Source organism: Allohahella sp. A8 (assembly GCF_047946665.1).
Classification (GTDB): Bacteria; Pseudomonadota; Gammaproteobacteria; order Pseudomonadales; family Oleiphilaceae; genus Allohahella.
On sequence record NZ_CP172312.1, the window covers coordinates 400,365 to 418,493 of the forward strand.

General features: G+C 55.5%; 16 protein-coding genes. 6 read left to right on the top strand and 10 right to left on the bottom strand.

What is annotated here, in order from left to right; translation table 11 throughout:
• Window positions 1–32: 32 nt before the first annotated feature.
• From minE to minC, 3 genes are read right to left on the bottom strand one after another with little or no spacing between them, the layout of a single operon-like run.
• Window positions 33–281 carry a cell division topological specificity factor MinE gene (gene minE / locus ACH3PB_RS01885; protein WP_344809063.1) on the bottom strand — a complete coding sequence of 83 codons (249 nt, stop codon included), beginning with the start codon at window positions 279–281 and terminating at the stop codon, window positions 33–35.
• A gap of 2 nt (window positions 282–283) precedes the next feature.
• The gene (gene minD, locus ACH3PB_RS01890; protein WP_416397782.1) at window positions 284–1,093 is read right to left on the bottom strand and encodes a septum site-determining protein MinD; all 810 of its coding nucleotides are present in this window, start codon (window positions 1,091–1,093) and stop codon (window positions 284–286) included.
• A gap of 30 nt (window positions 1,094–1,123) precedes the next feature.
• Entirely contained in the window at window positions 1,124–2,023 is a 900-nt protein-coding gene (gene minC, locus ACH3PB_RS01895; protein ID WP_416397783.1) for a septum site-determining protein MinC, read from the bottom strand.
• Window positions 2,024–2,136: 113 nt separating this feature from the next.
• Here minC and ACH3PB_RS01900 point away from each other — a divergent pair, with 113 nt between their 5' ends.
• The 3 genes from ACH3PB_RS01900 to ACH3PB_RS01910 all read left to right on the top strand — a co-directional run bounded on the left by ACH3PB_RS01900 (window position 2,137) and on the right by ACH3PB_RS01910 (window position 6,344).
• Window positions 2,137–3,315: an alpha/beta fold hydrolase gene (locus tag ACH3PB_RS01900; protein WP_416397784.1), complete on the top strand. Its 1,179-nt coding sequence runs from the start codon at window positions 2,137–2,139 to the stop codon at window positions 3,313–3,315.
• Between the two features lie 147 nt (window positions 3,316–3,462).
• Complete coding sequence (locus tag ACH3PB_RS01905) at window positions 3,463–4,005, top strand: hypothetical protein (protein ID WP_416397785.1); 543 nt, start codon at window positions 3,463–3,465, stop codon at window positions 4,003–4,005.
• A 53-nt stretch (window positions 4,006–4,058) separates the two neighbouring features.
• A complete protein-coding gene (locus ACH3PB_RS01910; protein WP_416397786.1) occupies window positions 4,059–6,344 on the top strand; it encodes an acetyl-CoA hydrolase/transferase C-terminal domain-containing protein in 2,286 nt (761 codons plus the stop codon).
• A 15-nt stretch (window positions 6,345–6,359) separates the two neighbouring features.
• Here the strand turns inward: ACH3PB_RS01910 and ACH3PB_RS01915 are convergent, their stop codons facing one another.
• Both ACH3PB_RS01915 and ACH3PB_RS01920 read right to left on the bottom strand, forming a co-directional pair.
• Entirely contained in the window at window positions 6,360–7,199 is an 840-nt protein-coding gene (locus ACH3PB_RS01915; RefSeq protein WP_416397787.1) for a lysophospholipid acyltransferase family protein, read from the bottom strand.
• Entirely contained in the window at window positions 7,183–8,073 is an 891-nt protein-coding gene (locus ACH3PB_RS01920) for a GNAT family N-acetyltransferase (protein WP_416397788.1), read from the bottom strand. The genes ACH3PB_RS01915 and ACH3PB_RS01920 overlap by 17 nt, the downstream gene beginning before the upstream one ends.
• Window positions 8,074–8,163: 90 nt before the next feature.
• Between ACH3PB_RS01920 and ACH3PB_RS01925 the strand changes: the two genes are divergently transcribed.
• The gene (locus tag ACH3PB_RS01925; protein ID WP_416397789.1) at window positions 8,164–8,946 is read left to right on the top strand and encodes a response regulator; all 783 of its coding nucleotides are present in this window, start codon (window positions 8,164–8,166) and stop codon (window positions 8,944–8,946) included.
• Window positions 8,946–10,646: an ATP-binding protein gene (locus ACH3PB_RS01930; RefSeq protein ID WP_416397790.1), complete on the top strand. Its 1,701-nt coding sequence runs from the start codon at window positions 8,946–8,948 to the stop codon at window positions 10,644–10,646. Before ACH3PB_RS01925 ends, ACH3PB_RS01930 begins: the two co-directional genes overlap by 1 nt.
• A 186-nt stretch (window positions 10,647–10,832) precedes the next feature.
• Here the strand turns inward: ACH3PB_RS01930 and ACH3PB_RS01935 are convergent, their stop codons facing one another.
• From ACH3PB_RS01935 to ACH3PB_RS01945, 3 genes are all read right to left on the bottom strand, one after another.
• Window positions 10,833–11,906, bottom strand: coding sequence for an ABC transporter ATP-binding protein (locus ACH3PB_RS01935; protein ID WP_416397791.1), 1,074 nt, complete (start codon window positions 11,904–11,906; stop codon window positions 10,833–10,835).
• Entirely contained in the window at window positions 11,890–12,804 is a 915-nt protein-coding gene (gene argF / locus ACH3PB_RS01940; RefSeq protein ID WP_416397792.1) for an ornithine carbamoyltransferase, read from the bottom strand. The genes ACH3PB_RS01935 and argF overlap by 17 nt, the downstream gene beginning before the upstream one ends.
• 104 nt (window positions 12,805–12,908) lie before the next feature.
• A complete protein-coding gene (locus tag ACH3PB_RS01945; RefSeq protein WP_416397793.1) occupies window positions 12,909–14,105 on the bottom strand; it encodes an aminotransferase class III-fold pyridoxal phosphate-dependent enzyme in 1,197 nt (398 codons plus the stop codon).
• 286 nt (window positions 14,106–14,391) lie between these two features.
• Between ACH3PB_RS01945 and grxD the strand changes: the two genes are divergently transcribed.
• Window positions 14,392–14,706, top strand: a complete 315-nt coding sequence (gene grxD, locus ACH3PB_RS01950) for a Grx4 family monothiol glutaredoxin (protein ID WP_416397794.1) — start codon at window positions 14,392–14,394, stop codon at window positions 14,704–14,706.
• Here grxD and ACH3PB_RS01955 read toward each other — a convergent pair whose 3' ends face one another.
• The gene (locus ACH3PB_RS01955; RefSeq protein WP_416397795.1) at window positions 14,707–15,486 is read right to left on the bottom strand and encodes a TonB C-terminal domain-containing protein; all 780 of its coding nucleotides are present in this window, start codon (window positions 15,484–15,486) and stop codon (window positions 14,707–14,709) included.
• Window positions 15,487–15,619: 133 nt separating this feature from the next.
• Window positions 15,620–17,893, bottom strand: a complete 2,274-nt coding sequence (locus tag ACH3PB_RS01960) for a DUF1631 domain-containing protein (protein ID WP_416397796.1) — start codon at window positions 17,891–17,893, stop codon at window positions 15,620–15,622.
• Between the last annotated feature and the right edge of the window lie 236 nt (window positions 17,894–18,129).

Here is an 18,129-nt window from a genome sequence, read left to right on the forward strand (position 1 = left end):
GTGAACGAAAGCGTCGGTAGGCTAGACGGCCGCTAGTCCGGCAGGGTGATATTCAGCTCAAGTACGGCGCAATCATCGTTCTGATCCAGCTGAACCTGGACGTCCTCTCGATTGATCTTGACATATTTGCCAATAACCTCGAGGAGTTCCTGTTCAAGCTTGTCCAGATAATCCGGGCGGCCACGACGGTTTCGCTCGTGAGCCACGATGATCTGCAAACGCTCCTTTGCCATGTTGGCAGTAGCGGTTTTTTTTGTTCTGAAGTAGTCAAAGAAACTCATGCTCAAGCTCCAAACATTCGCTGGAAGAAGCCTTTACGAGACTGCTCGATGAAACGATGTGGCAGTTCCTCTCCAAGTAGTCGGGCGACTGCATCGCGATAGGCATGGCCTGCGTCGCTCTCTTCTTCATGTATTACCGGAACGCCCTGGTTGGATGCCGTCAGCACTGACTGCGACTCTGGGATGACGCCAAGCAGAGGAATCGACAGGATTTCTTCGACGTCCTTGACGCTGAGCATTTCACCCTTGGCCACACGAACCGGATTGTAGCGGGTCAGAATGAGGTGTTCCTTGACTGGCTCGAGGCCCTGCTCAGCTCGCTTGGACTTGCTGTTGAGGATGCCGAGGATCCTGTCAGAGTCACGTACCGAGGAGACTTCAGGGTTGGTGACCACGATGGCTTCATCTGCGAAATAGAGCGCCATGAGCGCACCGTGCTCGATGCCAGCCGGCGAATCGCAGACGATGAACTCGAAATTCGTAGCCAGTTCGTCGAGAACCTTGCCGACGCCTTCCTTGGTCAGCGCATCCTTGTCGCGGGTCTGGGACGCGGGCAGGATGAATAGCTTGTCGGAGTGCTTATCCTTGATGAGCGCCTGGTTCAGCGTCGACTCACCATTGATGACGTTGACGAAGTCGTACACGACCCGTCGCTCACAGTTCATGATCAGGTCAAGATTTCGCAGACCCACGTCGAAGTCGATTACTACGGTTTTATGACCTTTCAGGGCGAGTCCAGTCGCGATTGAGGCGCTCGTAGTGGTTTTACCCACACCACCTTTTCCCGAGGTAACAACGATGATTTTACTCAATTGACAAATCCTGATTGAAGCTGGTTGGTTTTAGTTGAGTGCCTGAATTTTCATCTTGCCGTCTGCAAGATAGATTTGACAGCTTTTCTGCCACTCAGTCTTCTGCAGATCTTCACTGATTCTATACTGCCCGGCAATGGAGACCAGTTCAGCCTCGAGGCTGTGACAGAAAATTCGTGCTGACTGATTGCCCTTCACACCGGCGAGCGCACGACCGCGCAAAGCACCATAGACATGAATGTTGCCGTCCGCGAGTAGTTCCGCTCCGGCGCTGACCGGCGCAGTGACGATGAGATCGCCACCTTTGGCATAGATTTGTTGGCCCGAGCGTACCGGCGTCGTGACGATCCGGTTGGTTGGTACGGCAACTTCGGCCGGTTCGGCCTTCGGCTCTGCCGGTTCGACGGCAGTCTCACGATCTTCTGTTTCTGGCGCCAGTTGAGGTGCGACAATCGATTCGTTGGTCTGCGGCCGAAAAACCGGCTGCAAGCGCTTGTCTTCGTTCTCGGTGTCGGCTTCTGGCGCTGGAATACGGGTCGCCTCTGCCAGCGAACGCTGGGAGGTCATGACCGCGAGACCTGCAGCCTTGGCATTTTTTGCAACGACGCCTCTAGCACCGCGTACCGCCACGAGCTGTAAACGAAGCCCGGCACATTGACGCTTGATGAGCCCGAAATCCAGACTGTCGAGCGCTGCCGCTTCACTCACGGGCAATGCCTCGTCCTCCGGACCATTACCTTCGAACTTCTCCAGGCTGAGCACTATTGGCAAATTCTCGAAGAGCTTCGGCGCCTGAGCTATCTTTTCCTCCACGGCTTCGAGGAATCTCGCCTCGTCGTAATAGTAGAGCTCGAAGGTGGTGAGCGGTGTGAGCGCGCCCCTTATCTGAAGACAGGTTGCGTCGAGAAGGTCGGCATTAGCCTGAGACATCTTTTGTATTCCCTTTGCATGCGGTGTGTTCATTATTGTGGTAATACCTTTGACAGCTAAGGGATTTACCTGCTGCGGACACCGACGTAATCAGCATTCTACGAGGAAAGTGTGTGAAGAGAAAGACCCCCGCCAAGATGAGTACTGAAGCGCCTGATAGCGCTGTTGCGCATCCACCGAAATTTGCCCGTCGACTGCTCTTGAGTGCCCTGCACCTCATCGAGCGGCGACTGTTTTCGGAAAACTTCATTGTGGCCAATCTCACGCCCTACGAGGAGATCTACCGCGACGGCATCATGTCGGTGCGGCACTACCTGCCGCTTGAAGAGGACGCCATTCAGATCGGCGACGACATCATCGAGGTCAAGCGTGACCGATTGCCGGTGCCACTGGTATTCGTACCCCCGCTGGCGGCCACGTCGATGATTTTTGACCTGCTGCCGAACCGAAGCCTCATTCGATATTTTCTTGCGCTCGGTTTTGACGTCTACCTGCTCGACTGGGGCGAGGTCACCGAAGAACACTATGAACTGTCCCTTGAAACCTATGTGCTGTCGTGGATGCCAGCCGCCATGAAAGCTGTGCGTGAAGATAGCGGGCAGACTGAAGTGTCCTGTTTCTGCTATTGCATGGGCGGGCTGCTGACACTCATGTACGCAGCAACGGCAGACGACACCGGCCTGCGCAATGTAGTGACGGTCGCCAGCCCGATCGATATGCACCAGAGTGGCGTGGCAGGCCGCATTCTCACAGCCGTCTATCGGCCTGCACAAATCGTTTCCCGCCTCCTCAACTTTTCACTCATGGATTTGCCTGCCCGCTACCTGCATGTGCCCGGCTGGCTCAATTCGCTGGTTTTCAAACTAACCAATCCCCTCGGCAGCGTCATCAACTACTGGGAGTTGCTGGTGAACCTCTGGGACCGGGAATTTGTTATCAGCCACACGACTGTCAGCCGCTGGTTCGATGATATGGTCGACTACCCCGGTCAGACGATCAAGGAAATGACCGTAAGCATGATGATCAACAATGAGATGGCCGGTGGACGGCTCCGAATGGGAGATCAGCGAGCGGAGTTCGACAACATCAAATGCGCCATCCTGGCATTTGCTGGGGCTGACGATCGTCTGGTCAGCCCGAAATCAGCTCACCGGCTGCTGGAAATCGTGGCGTCAAAAGACAAGGAATTTTGTGTCGTGCCAGGTGGCCACGCCGGGGTTTTTGCAGGTAGTCAGGCGCCTGCATTGACATGGGCGGTCGCGGCGGAGTGGTTGTTGGCTCGCTCGCTTTAAGCGGGTGCTTACACTGCGGTGACACTCTGTTGACAAAACATTACGACTTTCAAGGCCAGAAAGCCGACGTGCAGGGAGTTCGTCACAGTTTTTCAAAGCGCACGTGGCTATTATTTGCTCAATGACAAATTAATGGCAGGAAAGCAGATGAAATCACCACTGGTTTTTGCTGTCCGTCCTCGAGCGCCGAGAACGTCAATGATACTGTACAGATTATTCGCCATTCTGCTGTGCCTGAACCTGATTGCGCAGAGCCAGCAGACTCGCGCCGAAGGCTTCGGTTCGCAGCAATATCACCCGGCAAAATACCGGCCCCACCATGCCTTCCAGCCGCAGCATCAGCGTCTGAACGCGCATCGCGGATTCACCATCGAGCTGTCTGAACTTGGCAACCTCGTTGGATTTTCTGAAGTCCGACCCCGGCTGAGTAGCACGCACAGCTCGGAAGAAGTCAGCAAGGATGATCGTCTGAGCGAGTTGGCAGATCGAATTCTTCCGCGGTGGATGGGCGATGCGATAGAAGAGTCCGCTGAAGTCATCTTCAGTGCCGGAGACCGAAACCGCGGTTTTATGCCGCGCTGCAAATACGATTCTGCACCTGCATTCTTCAAGGATGCGCTGCAGCAGGCTCATTATCAGATCAACCTATACGGTAATACCTCTACTTTTGTTGTGGGTTGGTTGTTTTAATAGGAATTCAACTGGCACACTGACGGCTCTTCCAGATCTGGGCCGGAAATGAAATGTCAAATGCAACAGACGCTTACGCCGGAGCTGCGGCTCATACCGATGTCGAATCACTCATCGATGAGCTTATTGCCAGAGTCGGCAAACGTATCGTCATTGGCTTGCCGCTCGGAATAGGGAAGGCTGCGACAGTCATCAATGCCTTGTATCGACGCGCGAAAGCCGATCCCTCACTATCGCTGAAGATCGTCACCGCACTCTCGCTTTCGGCGCCAGCGCCTAAATCTGGGCTTGAAGCGCGCTTCCTCAAAGCTTTTCTAAAGCGAAATTATGCTGATGTTGCGACCCTCGATTACGACAGGGCTGTGAGGTCGGGTGAGCTGCCTGCGAACGTCGAAGTGACGGAGTTCTTTCTTCAGGCTGCGGGTTATCTGGGAAACAACTACGCTCAACAGCACTACATCTCGAGCAATTACACACACGTAGTGCGGGATCTCCTTCTGCAAGGTATCAACGTGATTGCCCAGTATGTAGCGCCAGACCCGGAGACCGCGGCGGGTCTGGCGCCGAGATGTTTTTCGCTGAGCTGCAATCCCGATCTCACACTTGATCTCAACGTCGAACTCAATCGATTGAAAGCCGCTGGCAAGCCTGTCTGTCGAATTGCTGAGATCAACGATAATCTGCCTTTCATGCCGAATGATGCGGTGGTCGGCGTTGACGATTTCGAATTGATATTCGACCCGCCAAAGCCGCATTCACCGCTGTTTGCAGTGCCTTCTATGGCGGTTGGTCCTGCGGAGCACATGATTGGGTTCTATGCGAGTTCACTGTTGCGCGATGCCGGAACACTGCAGATCGGCATCGGCTCTCTCGGAACTGCCCTGGTGCACAGCACCATACTTCGGCAGCACGAGAACGAGCGATATACCCAATTCGCTGACCTGATCAAATTACAGGAACGTTTTCCGGTTGTTGCCGATATCGGCGGTGTTGAGCCTTTCACGACCGGCCTTTATGGGTGCAGCGAGATGCTGACCGACGGCTTCGTACAATTGATGCGTCGAAAAATCCTGACCAGGCCCGTGTATAAGGATCTGGCCTTGCAGCAGGCGCTGCACGCCCTGGCTGACTCGGCGACGGTCGAGCCGATGCTGAACCGGAAGGCTTCGTTACCGTTGATAGATGCGCTGGTGGCCAGTGGTGCTATCGACAGGGTGCTCTGCGACGCGGATCTTGCCTACCTCAAGGCGATAGGTGTCATGAAGTCGGGGGTGGAGTTACGGGAAGGGAAGCTCTACTTCGACGCCTACGAGTGTACTGCCGATACCACCGATACCGAAACGAGAACGGCGCTAGAAGATGCCTTGTTCGCCGATGAACTTCTCTATGGCATCCTGGCGCACGGCGGATTCTTCCTCGGGCCAAAAGAGTTTTACGACGCCTTGCGGAACATGGAGGCGACTGAGCGCTCTGCGATCTGCATGACCAGCGTGCGCTACATCAACTCGTTGTATGATCACCGTCTTGGTACGGAGCAACTGAAGATAGCGCAGCGCGCCCAGGCCCGCCTCATGAATTCCGCCATGATGGTAACTGCCGGAGGTGCCGCCGTGTCGGACGGTCTTGACGACGGCCGGGTGGTGAGCGGTGTAGGTGGTCAGTTCAACTTCGTCGAAATGGCGCATCAGCTGCCTGGTGCGCGTTCGGTACTCATGCTGAAATCCACGCGTGAGGCGGGCGGAGAGACGCGCTCGAATATCGTCTTCAACTATGCGCACCAGACCATACCACGTCATCTCCGCGACATATTCATTACCGAATATGGCATAGCGGATACCCGAGGAAAACAGGACGCGGAGGTCTATGCTGCCATCATCAGTATTGCCGACAGCCGCTTTCAGCCTGCGCTGATCGAGCAGGCAAAGCAGGCGGGTAAACTACCGAAGGACTTCCGCCTCGATGCGGCGCACACCAATAACTTTCCCAGCACTTACCAGCATGCGATGCAACAGCTCGACACATCCTTTACCGCCGAGACCCCAGCCTTCCCGCCGTTTCCATTCGACTGCGCTTTCACTGACACCGAGCTGAGGGTGGGCAAGGCGCTAAAATGGCTGAAGACTGCCACTGCCTCACGTGCAGGGATGGCCGAGACGGTGGCGAAGGCATGGCTCCTCAAGACGGAAGCCTATGAAGTAGACGCCAAAGCACTCGAGTTGATGGGTTATGAGGGTAAATGGAATACAGCCGAAGGCTGGCGGGCCGGTCTCAAGGCGGAGACCGAGTTCAGGCTCTTTCTGCTGGCCATGCGGCAGACCGCCGACGATGCAGAGGCTTGATGCACCTCTGACTAGTCACTGAAAGCGGCCAAGCTTGCCCTTGATTGGCGGTGGTGGTGGCCCAGGCGGCTTTTCCAGTGCGGCCAGGAGTCGAGCATGGCCTGCATTCACAGCTGCCGACGCCAGTCGTGTGATTTCCGCAGTCGACGAATCTGGTGAGGTGGGTATTGCCGGATGCGCCATCAGATGAACACTTCCGCCAGGGTTGCGAAGGTAGCGCTTGAGGTGCGAGAGCATATCATCATCGCCTACGAAGGGTGCTGCATAGTTCAGCGTCCCATCGCACTCATAAAGAATTGTCATGGGCTGTAAAGGCACGCCGGCCTGAATCGCAGCGGCAAACAGCTTGCTATGAAAGCGCCTCACGGTGAGTCCCTGTGTGGTCGTGCCTTCGGGAAACATCAGTATGCTCTTATCGGCTTGCAGAAAACCGCGCAGGTCATCGATGACACTGCCAGCGTTATTGCCGCCCCGTTTTATGAAGAGCGTTCCGGCAACTTCGGCTAGCCATCCGACGAGCGGCCACTGCCTTACCTCGATTTTGGACAGGAAGTGGACCTTTGTCGTTGCCGCAAAGACGGCAATATCGATCCACGACACGTGATTGCTCACCATCATGCAAGTGGCCGTGGTGGGTTCCCCGTAGCGATGGATACGAAGGCCCATGACCTTGCAAAAGCCCTTGGCCCAGAGGTGGGTAACGCCAGACGGTGAATAGCGTCCACCTGAGAGTGCCCGTCTGGCAATGAAGTAAAGCGCAAAGAGTGCGCCACTAAGAAAATAGATGATGACTGCGCCGACACGAAGGCCGAGTCTGATGTTCTGGAACAGACTGTGCTTATTCTGGGACTGCAATTCCTGTGGTTTCCTTGTCTTTCAGAAAATGACGGGCGTATCTCGCCTCCAGTGCGCTGACTTCAAGCAAAATGAAGAGATCAGCGCAGCGGAAGTGGGGATCCCAGCAAGGGTCGCCGCCGATGCGGGCCCCGAGTCTCAGATACGCTCGGATCAGTGGCGGGATCATAACCTTTTGTTTGCGCCCGTACATGCTTTTCACATTTTCGGCCTGGCGAGGCAGCGCGTTCCGAGGCTCGACCCGAAGCTCGGGGTCGATAAGATGACTGTTGTGGATCTGCCGGGTTATGGACCAGGCCTCATCAAATCCCTCGGAGACACTTATCGATCCGCAGCCCATCAGGTAGTCATAGTCGTGATCGAGCACGTATCTGGCGATACCCGACCACAGGAGGGCCAAGGTGGCGCCATTACGAAATGCCGGGGCCACGCAGGTTCTGCCGATTTCGAGTTTGCGACCAGATAGTGCTGTGATGGCAGCGAGATCGAACTCACTTTCTGAATAGAATCCGCCACAGTTCTCTGCCTGACGGTCATCAAGCAGACGGGTCGTGGCAACGACCCTGCCGCTCACATTGTCAACCACCAACAGATGATCACAGTGTTGATCGTAGTGATCTATATCGAGTCCCGCAGTCGGGGTTTGAAGCTCCGCGCCGTACTCTTCGGTAAAGACCATGAAGCGTAGCCGCTGAGCTGCGCTGAGCTCCTCGGCCGTTCGAGCTACCTTCACGAAAAGCTCCGCACGTTTGGGCGCAGGTGATGTCTTGATGGCGAGGGCAGCGTTATTTACTGTGAGCAATGCGTCCATGGAAACCTCTGAGCAAGCGCGCGCCTCTGCAGTTTCAGGCGCTGGATTGACAAACCAGTCCATAGTAGAGCCCGAGTGTGACATGACGGTGACAGTAACAAAAAGTTGCTTAACACAGCTTCTTGGCTATCTTTTTGTACAAGAATCAAAAAAATGGCTCAGAGTCATGTTCCAACTTACGAAGTGAGATCAGACATCGTGGATAACAGCGAAGCTTGGCGGATATTAATTGTCGAAGATGACGAACGGTTGGCTGAATTGACCAAGGAGTATCTTGAGTCCAACGGTCTGATCGTCAGCGTCGAAGAAAATGGCACCAGAGCGATTGAGCGCATTCAGACTGAACAGCCTGACCTCGTTGTACTCGATCTCATGCTTCCCGGCGAAGATGGCCTTTCGATCTGTCGTAAGGTACGACCGAGTTACACAGGTCCGATTCTGATGCTGACAGCGCGCACTGATGATCTCGATCAGGTGCTGGGGCTGGAGATGGGCGCCGATGACTACATGTGCAAGCCAGTCAGGCCGCGCGTGTTGCTCGCCAGGGTAAGAGCGCTGCTTCGTCGTATCAATGAGTCCGGAACCAATGTCAAGGAGCCTGTAGATGCAGCTCGCTCCGGCGACGAGCCTTCCAGGCTACAGTTCAACAATCTTGTGATCGATCGATCCATGCGTGAAGCCTGGCTGGATGACGCGAGTATCGATCTGACCAGTGCGGAATTCGACCTGCTCTGGCTGCTGGCCAGTAACGCGGGCAGAGTGCTCAGCCGCGAGGAAATCTTCACTGCGCTCAGAGGCATCGAATACGACGGGCAGGACCGTTCGATCGATGTCAGGGTCTCGCGAATCAGACCCAAGATTGGTGACGATCCAGTTCATCCGAGACGAATCAAGACGGTTCGCAGTAAGGGGTATCTCTTCGTCAGGGAAATCTAATGACATCCGGATGTTCCTGGCATCCTGCCAGGTCGGCCATCAGGCAGATGATCAGTTCGGCAAGGCAGAACAGCGCCAGCTGGAAGCGTTGGGCTGGTATGGACGATCTCCCGATAGCCGATAACGTTTTCCTGCGGGTTTTTTTTGGCGTGGCTGGCGCGCTGCTGATCTATGCCGTCTTTGCTATCGCAATCTTTCACTTCCTCAACACCACCCGCTACAGCGACTATCGAGAGCAGCGAGTCACGCCGTTGATAACCTGGTTGGCGGAAGATATACGACCGCGGCTAGACCTGCTGAGCGCCATCACCGGGAGCAGCGAAATATATGCGCTCCGTGAGCTGCACGAGTTACCGCTGACCGGCATTCAGCGCGAGCGTCTGCTCGCCGGGCAAAGCGTCGTCGTCCCCTATCACGGCGGCACTCAGGCCTTCGGCATGCTTGCGACAGGGGAGGTCCTGTCTATTCTGTTTTCAGACCTGGAGCTCGAGACGGCGCTCTGGAGCTCCAGACTCGTTTCTATTCTCAGCAGGCAGAGTGATGAGGCTTTGCAGACAGCGACGGTGAAATCGCTGGCCAGGCGTCTCAACCTTCCGCTGGTGCTGCAGCCGCTCGACAATATGGCGCTGTGGCAATTAAGCCTCAGGCAGCGATTCGCCCAGGAAGGCTGGACGGTCTTTCCCATCAATGCTCAACCGGACGCTGGTGTGGAGCAGCGGGCGCTGGCCGTGGCACTCGATGACAGACAGTTTCTTCAGTTATCTCCCTTGCCTCGGTTCAGGGTCTGGGCCTGGCCGGTTCTCGGAACACTCGTCGCGCTGGCGCTGGTTTGCGTCGGCGTGACCTTGCATCTGCTCCTGCAACAGATCGAGGGACGGCTGCGTAAGATAGAAACTGCTGCCAATCGAATTTCGCGAGGCGACATGGATGCACGAGTGGTAGATCAGCATGTCGACGCGGTCGGACGCCTTGGCAGCGTTTTCAACAGTATGGCGGACCATATCCAGCGGCTGGTTGACGTGCAGCGGGAGATGATTCACGCCGTTTCGCACGAGCTTAGAACGCCTGTAGCCCGAATTCGATTCGGCATCCAGATGATCGAGGATTTCGTCGACGACAAGGTCGTCACCAAGCAGCTTAAAGGTATTGATTCCGACATTCAGGAGCTCAATGAGCTGATCGATGAGATATTGACCTATGCTCGGCTGGAGCAGGGCGGACCCATCCTCGACTTCCAGACGACGAACGTGAAAGACATCGTGCAGCAGATCGTCAGTGAACAGACTCGAATCCATCAGCGCATAGCCATTCAGGCCAACATCCAGGTGGCTGATCCAAGATCGGTCGTTTCAGAGGTCGAGCCCCGATATATCCATCGCTCCATGCAGAACCTCGTCGGTAATGCCGCCCGCTATGCGAAATCACAGGTACAGATCAACGCCAGCTTCGGCGACGAAACCATCAGAATAGACGTCGAAGATGATGGACCGGGTGTGCCGGAGGAAGACTGGGAACGTATCTTCACACCTTTCGCCCGTCTGGACGACAGTCGCACCAGAAGCAGTGGCGGCTATGGGCTGGGCCTTTCCATCGTTCGTCGCATCCTGTATTGGCATGGGGGCCAGGCTTTTGTCGGGCGGAGTGCGTTGGGGGGCGCGAAGTTCAGCCTGGTCTGGCCACGGAAACAACTCAGCTCGTAACGAACGGTAACAAAATCAGACAGTTCAGCAACATACGGTATATTTGTGCTGAACTACACTTTAATCAGTGTTAAGGATGACGCTTTGAGGTTGTAGTTCTATCGAACTTTCCTTGTTTCATGTATTCGGGGCCATTTTTGGCCCTGTTTTTTTGCCTGTAGAAAAGTAGCCCGCCTTCGATCAGCTTCAGACTGTTTCATGTCGTTCGAACGCAATCAGATGATCCGCCTGTACCCGGATAGGGAGAGATTCGTTCAGCTCGTAGTCATGATGGCTTGGACAGAGGATCTCTATACGTTTGCCAGACTTGAGCTCCAGCCTGTACAGGGTGGATGAGCCGGCGAAAACCTTACCAACGATTCTGGCGCTCAGGGAGCTTCTGCGGTCTTCAACGACGTCATCAGGCCTCAGGAGTACATCGACAGGATGGCCCTCCGGCCAGCGGTAGGCCCGATTGCCGATCAATAGCCCCAGTTCAGTCTCTATCGCCTCACCGCTGCGCATAACGCCTTCCAGCAGCGTTCCCCTGCCGATGAAATTGGCCACGAAGCGATTGGCCGGCTCGTGATAGAGATTGAATGGCGAGTCCCACTGCTGAAGTACGCCATCTTTCAGAATGCCCACCTGATCCGCCATTGCGAAAGCTTCCTGCTGGTCATGCGTCACCATGAGCGCGGTCGCGTTGCGTTGTTTGAGAATGTCGCGAATATCAAGACTCAGGCGCCCCCGCAGTTCGGCATCGAGGCTGGAAAACGGTTCGTCCAGCAGCAGTAGCGAAGGTTCGGGCGCTAAAGCACGGGCGAGGGCGACCCGCTGCTGCTGACCACCACTCAGTTCATGAGGATACTGTTCGCCAAAGCCATGGAGGCCGACGAGATCGAGCAACTGGGCTACTGTCTGTTTGCGCTTCTGTCTGCCGAGTCGGTCGAGTCCAAACGCAATGTTCTCGTTTACCGAAAAGTGGGGGAAGAGGGCAAAATCCTGAAACACCATGCCGATGGCTCGATGCTCAGGCGAAACATTCACTGTAGTCGATGATAATAGGCGCCCACCAATTGTCACCTGACCAGCGGAGACTGTGTTGAACCCCGCGAGGGTCTTGAGCAGGGTGGTCTTGCCACAGCCACTAGGTCCAAGTAGGCAAGCTATCTCGCCTGGCTTCAGAACGAACGACACCCCATGCAGAACGTCCTGGCCCTCGTAGCCAGCGGAGAGTCCTTCTATCTCAAGCGCATAGCGCTGATCAGTCGACACGACCATTGAGCAGGAACTCCATCAGCGCCTTCTGTGCGTGAAGCCTGTTTTCAGCTTCATCCCAGACGACTGAACTTGGGTGATCGAGCATGGTCTCAGATATTTCCTCGCCCCGATGCGCGGGCAGGCAATGCATGAACAGCGCATCTGGCGCTGCATGCCGCATCAGCTCGGGAGAGACCTGATAGGGCTTGAAAGCAGCTGCGCGTATTTTCGCCTCTTCTTCCTGTCCCATCGATGCCCACACGTCGGTGGCGACAAGGTCCGCCCCGGATACGGCATCCTCTGGACTTTCAGTGATGTAAATGCGGTCTGCATGAGCTTCACACAAGGCTTCGAGAGGCTCGTATCCCTTGGGACAAGCCACTCGTAGCTTGAAGTCGTAGCTGCAGGCGGCATTGATATAGCTATTGCACATGTTGTTGCCGTCGCCGATCCAGGCCACTGTGCGGCCGCGGATACTGCCGCGATGCTCGTAGTAGGTCTGCATATCGGCTAGCAACTGACAGGGGTGATAGTCGTCCGTGAGCGCATTGATGACAGGTACATCGGAGAACTCGGCGAATCGTTCTATCGTTTCATGACTGAAAGTCCTGATCATGATGATATCGACCATTCTCGATAACACGCGCGCACTATCCTCGACCGGTTCGCCTCGACCGAGTTGTGTATCCCGGGACGAGAGAAAAAGGGCCTGACCACCCAGTTGAGCCATGCCGGATTCGAAAGAGACTCTGGTACGGGTCGACGATTTTTCGAAGATCATGGCGAGCACCTTGGCTCGCAGAGGTTCGAAGATTTCGCCATTGGCCTGCTTGGTCTTCAGTGCAATACCGCGCTGAATAATGTAGTCCAGCTCTGCAGGGGTGAAGTCCTGAAGAGTCAGAAAGTGTCTAATAGTCAAAGGTTTTGCCTAGTGTGACTACACTGGTGATGCCGAAACCAGTGAAGGTTGCTTGTCTCACTGAGCCGCGTTCAGGGGCTACATCTGGGGATGCAACCCGGCGCTCAGTGTCGAGGGGTCTTGCGATCATCTCCGGCATAGAGCTTGATCAGGTTGACCATGCTGTCGAGCAGAAATGACTGATCTTCTGATTGCATGATCAACGGCGGGCTCAGTTGTATCACTTTCTCACGATAGACTTCAATCAGAAGCCCAGAATTTAGCGCCAGCGGGATGATGGCCTCGCATGGTTCAGCCATTTCGATCGCAATCAGCAAACCGCGACCACGAATATCCTTGATGTAATGTGCGCCGGCAAAGGCAGCTTTCAGGGCGTGGAGCAACTCTTCGCCTCGGGCGATAGCCAGTTCGCTCAAATGATCCTGCTTGATAACCGCACATTGCGCACTGATCACCGCGCTGCTCAGCAGCCCACCACCGAGCGATGTGCCTCGGGCACCGTCATGGAGCAGATCAGCTGCAGCATCACGTGCCATACATGCGCCCGAAGGCAGCCCGTTGGCAAGTGCCTCCCCGCAGGTCACGACATCAGGACTGATGCCATGCTCCTGGAAGGAGAAAAAGGTGCCGGTTCGAGCAGCCGTGGTCTGGATCTCATCAAGTATCAGCAGCCAGTCGAACTCATCGCAGATCTGTCGGAGGCCATGAAGAAACTCTGTGCTGGCAAAACGGATACCGGCTTCGATCTGAACCGACTCCACCATGACAGCGGTGATATTACTGTTGGCTTCCGCGATCTGGCGCAGCCTGGAAAGATCGTTGAACGGCGCACGCACGAAACCTTTGACTAGTGGTTCGTAACGGGCGTGCGCCTTTCGGTAGTCGCTTGCGCTCATGGTGGCCAGTGAGAGTCCGTGGAAACTGCCCTCGAAGGTGAGGATGGCCGGAACGGCTATCTTCTTTCGTCGGCCCTGGAATCTGGCGAGCTTGATGGCAAGCTCGTTTGCTTCGGCCCCTGAGTCGCACAGAATTGCCGAATGCATGGTCGCAATCTGACAGAGGTCACTGCCAGCTCGCTGCTGAACGGGCAACTGGAGTGCCGGTGACGCGCTCAACAGACGATCAGCCTGGGTCTTCACGGCCGCAACGAGCTCAGGATGTTGATGGCCCAGGTTGCACTGATTGTGTGAGGAAATCGCATCGAACAAGGGGCTTTCATTTTCCCGCTGTAACCAGCATCCATCGCCACCTGAGATGAGTAGTGGCAGGCGACCGAATTTGTTGGAGTACAGTGCAGGCATGTATGCGCGACCTCGTTTGTATAATGTGCCGATCGCCTTGAAACTGCCTCAAGACCTCCAGCTAAACTAGTGATAGACTATTCGATCATCAGATATTCGGGCCGCGAACAGACCGAATCAGATGCTGCCTTGAAGGCGGAGGGTTCCTGGGACTGTACCCGGCTAACGAACCGGCGCCGTCCTGAGCGCAGTACGGATCCCTTCCGAACATATGCGGAGCAGTATAGTAGAGTTTACCTGCTGAACGTGTTCGCGGCAGTATTTATGAAACACATGAGGTAAATTTATGGATGTCGCCAAGACAATCGAAGAACAATTGAGCAATAACCGCATCATTCTGTATATGAAGGGTTCGCCAAACGCGCCGCAGTGCGGGTTTTCCGCCAAGACTGTTCAGGCGCTCATGGCTTGCGGCGAAAAATTCGCCTACGTCAACATTCTGGACCACCCTGAACTGCGGGAGGCGCTGAAAGCTCATTCGAACTGGCCCACTTACCCGCAGCTTTATGTTGATGGTGAGCTCGTTGGCGGATGCGATATCGTGCTGGACATGTACGAGAAGGGCAAACTGCAGAGTCTGGTGAAGTCAGACGCTGCATGATCAGCCGGGCGGGGCGCTCGGCATGTACTTCAGCTTGATCCTGTAAGTGTAGCCGTACTGCCTGTCTTCGGGCGGTGGCGGCGTATACGGCGCTGCAGCGTAGCTCGCACGAATAGCGGCGGCGTCGAGATCCTCAAGTCCGCTGCTACGGGCGATCCTGGCAGCTCTCACGATACCGTTAGGATAGAATTCAAGATCCACTGCCAGCGTTCGCTGGCGCTTGAGTGAGCGGAAATTGAACTGTTGATGATGCCATCTCGGCTGCGCGAGTCGTTGCATCAGATAGTTCCAGTACGGGGATTCCGTCGTCGGAATCTCCGCCAGCCGCTCGGCCACTTCCCGCTCGTCTTCTCCCACCAGACGCTTGATTATTGCAGCCGTCTCATTCGCCGCAGCTGCGCTAGCCGGATCAGTCGCTTCAGGCGGGCGCTTGTTGTCCGCTGTACCTGCAAACACGGATGGAGCAGACGCTGGTTTGGCCGCGGCCGTTTTTTTCTGTTGTGGCGGCTGTGTGGCCGAGCCAAGGTTCAATCCGTTGCTGCTCGCGATGACAGGCCGAGATGCCCTCTCACCAGATGCGGGATTTGTCGTGGCCTGGAGCGATTCTACCAGTCTGGAGGGTTCCAGGGGCGTCGTGCCGGGCTCTTCGCCGGCTTCCATCACCGGCGGTAGTGCTGGTGTAGGCAGAAGTGGTGCCTCTGAGGGAGCGGCCGCAGTGGGCATTGTGGGGGCAGGCAAGCTACGCACGATTCGCACTTCCATGCCGCCTGCGTCAGACATCGCTGCCTGCTCCGGCGCGAATACAATAAACAGTGCGTGGAGCGTCAACGATATGGCTCCCCAGAAAATCACTGTATACAAACGATCGTTCAACAACACCAATGAACCGTAGTGAGGACTCAGCTTTTGACTGCTAGGCAGCTTTACCGGAAATCTTTCTCAGGTTGCTCATGACAGCGTCCATCGCCCTGTCTACCAGCATGCCATCCTGAAGAAATTTTACACGGCCGCGTCGCAACTCGTGAGCAACTTCAGCGCGACTTTTCTCGACGACCTTCAGGCCCAGACGATTGACAAAGATCATGGTGCCGGTTTCCTCGATCGTGGTCGAAAGCTTGCATCGGAACTGGCTGCCATTCACGAGCGAATACTCCACCCAGGCGCCCGGGCGGAGCTGATCTACCCGATTGAGATACTCGATAAGTGCAGCATCTTCAATCTCGGTCTGCCGTTCTATGGCATTTTTTGCCGCTTCGATATCGGCCGTCAACACCGATGACCTCGGCGCACCGACAACGTCGTCCTGGTCGCCGGGTTGTGTCGAAGCGGAGGCCAGCTTGAAGTGAGCTGTCAGATCCCGCTTCAGCTCGATGATCAATTGCTCGGTTTCTGCCGGATCGTAGGACACATCCTGCAGGCCCGATTTCAGATTCTTCAGTAGCTGCGGAACTATCTTCACCCAACGTTCACGGCCGGCTCGATTTATCCTCGACTGCAGACACCAGGTCAACTCATCAACCACGCGTACCGTCTGGTTGAAACGATGCTCCGATTCCTCTTTGAGGAAGGCCAGGAACATGACCTGGCTCCAGCCATTGCGCAGCAGGCGAATGGCCGAGTCAGGCAGATCGCCGCCCTCCATCTTGGCCTGAAGCAAGCGTTCTACAACGCGGTGGGCGCGCTGCGCCCTGACTCGACCCACTTCCGACTCACGCGTGCGCTGTTCAACCAGTGAGGCCTTTCGGTCTTCCCGCGCCAGGAACGTGTCAAATTCGTCGTTCAGTGACTGAAAGAGCGAGAGGTCGCCGTCATAGTCATTGAGTATGCGTTCGACGATTGAATGGATCTCGCCGTAGAGCTTGTCACGTCGGCGCTCGCTGAAGTCGCTCCAGCCAATACCTGCCTTTGCTACCGAGTTCAGAAGCTTCCTGGCCGGGTGAGACGGTTTGCTGAAGAACGCCTTGTCTTTTATGGCGACCTTCAGGATCGGGATCTGGAGACGACTGATCAGGACCTGCACAGGCGCTGAGAGGTTGTAGTCCTGAAGTATGAATTCAAATAGCATGGACACCAGGTTGATAAGATCTTCATCAGCCTGTGAAAGCGCAGGTGGCGGCCCATCAGTGTGATGCTTAGCCAGGAAACGATCCAGCGACGCACGCATATCCACAGCCAACACCTCGGTATCATCGAGCGCCTGCTCGCTGATCTGCTCCTGTATATTGGCTAGCGCGCCGTACAGCTGACGGTCAGCGATATAATGTACATTGTCAGGCGGCGCGGTGCGGCCTCCAGTTTCGGCGACCGGTCCCTTCTTGCTGCGTATGCTCGCCATAAGCGACTGCAACTGCGAGAACAGCGCTTCGCCCTGCTGCTGGGCTGCCACCCTGTCTGCACTAGTTATTGCACTATCTGAGGAGGTATCTGTAGGCGTATCGATATTTCGCGCGGTCGCACTCGTCTTGGTCGCCTGTAGTGAAGAGTCCGACGCAGACCCCGGTGACTTCTGAATGCCGAGTTTCAGGTTCGGAAGGATGCCGGAGGCGACAAGTAGACGATTGCCATCTTCGAGCACGCCGCCCAGGTGAGAGAGAACTTCCCGGTCGAACTGTTTCAGTAGAATCAGTCGCTCTCGAATCTCCATGGCAAGGTCGCTGCGATGGCAGACTTCAAGGAAGGTGCGAGCCACAAAATCCGGATCTAGCGGGTTAACCGGGTTTTGGGAGCTCGCATGGACATAGAGACTGCTGACGCGTGCCTGAAAGCTGAGTAACTCGCCCGCAAAATTAGCGCGTGCCTTGGTTACCATCGAGGTAATTGCGACCGATTCCTCCAGGGCATCGTTCTGCACCAGACTGAGTGAGTCCATATCGACTTCCTCGGCCGCGGCACGGATGTCTTGCTGCTGATGCCCAGGTGCATTGAACTCGGCTTCGAGATCTGCAAGGAAGTCGGCCTCGATTACACGGCGCCTGATCCGAATTTCCCGCATGGCTTCGAAAAAACGGTTCTGTTCGTTATTGGTATGGGCATGATTGGCTAGCTCGAAAAACGAGTCGTCCGTGCCATCAAACATTCGAGCAAGCAGGGCAGAGAACCTGTCACGAGCGAGGTCGAGCAGGCTGGCATGTACGCCCGTGTATTGATCACGAAAGAGCGCCTGAGCCGGGGTTTCTGAGGGAGACATGTCGGGACCGGTAATCATATTCTGACACCGCCATCAGCCTGCCGTAATGAGTCGCAATGCGATTCTGGAGAGAGAACAGTTAGAAAAAGTGACATAGATCCCCTGTTATGGTTGTCCGCAGTCATGCGGTCATCGGCCTGATGGCGGATGAACAAGGGTATTGGTCGTGGCGGCGACTCTAGATTTAGTTATAAGTAGATTTATATTTTTGTGATACAGATTGTACTACAGTTTCC

Excerpts from the sequence above, each read along its gene's own strand:
- ACH3PB_RS01945 (WP_416397793.1), bottom strand. The coding sequence starts at position 14,105 with ATGCCTGCACTGTACTCCAACAAATTCGGTCGCCTGCCACTACTCATC.
- ACH3PB_RS01925 (WP_416397789.1), top strand. The coding sequence starts at position 8,164 with ATGGCTCAGAGTCATGTTCCAACTTACGAAGTGAGATCAGACATCGTG.
- ACH3PB_RS01905 (WP_416397785.1), top strand. The coding sequence starts at position 3,463 with ATGAAATCACCACTGGTTTTTGCTGTCCGTCCTCGAGCGCCGAGAACG.
- minE (WP_344809063.1), bottom strand. The coding sequence starts at position 281 with ATGAGTTTCTTTGACTACTTCAGAACAAAAAAAACCGCTACTGCCAAC.
- minC (WP_416397783.1), bottom strand. The coding sequence starts at position 2,023 with ATGTCTCAGGCTAATGCCGACCTTCTCGACGCAACCTGTCTTCAGATA.
- ACH3PB_RS01955 (WP_416397795.1), bottom strand. The coding sequence starts at position 15,486 with ATGTCTGACGCAGGCGGCATGGAAGTGCGAATCGTGCGTAGCTTGCCT.
- ACH3PB_RS01935 (WP_416397791.1), bottom strand. The coding sequence starts at position 11,906 with ATGGTCGTGTCGACTGATCAGCGCTATGCGCTTGAGATAGAAGGACTC.
- ACH3PB_RS01910 (WP_416397786.1), top strand. The coding sequence starts at position 4,059 with ATGTCAAATGCAACAGACGCTTACGCCGGAGCTGCGGCTCATACCGAT.
- ACH3PB_RS01930 (WP_416397790.1), top strand. The coding sequence starts at position 8,946 with ATGACATCCGGATGTTCCTGGCATCCTGCCAGGTCGGCCATCAGGCAG.
- grxD (WP_416397794.1), top strand. The coding sequence starts at position 14,392 with ATGGATGTCGCCAAGACAATCGAAGAACAATTGAGCAATAACCGCATC.
- ACH3PB_RS01920 (WP_416397788.1), bottom strand. The coding sequence starts at position 8,073 with ATGGACTGGTTTGTCAATCCAGCGCCTGAAACTGCAGAGGCGCGCGCT.
- ACH3PB_RS01960 (WP_416397796.1), bottom strand. The coding sequence starts at position 17,893 with ATGTCTCCCTCAGAAACCCCGGCTCAGGCGCTCTTTCGTGATCAATAC.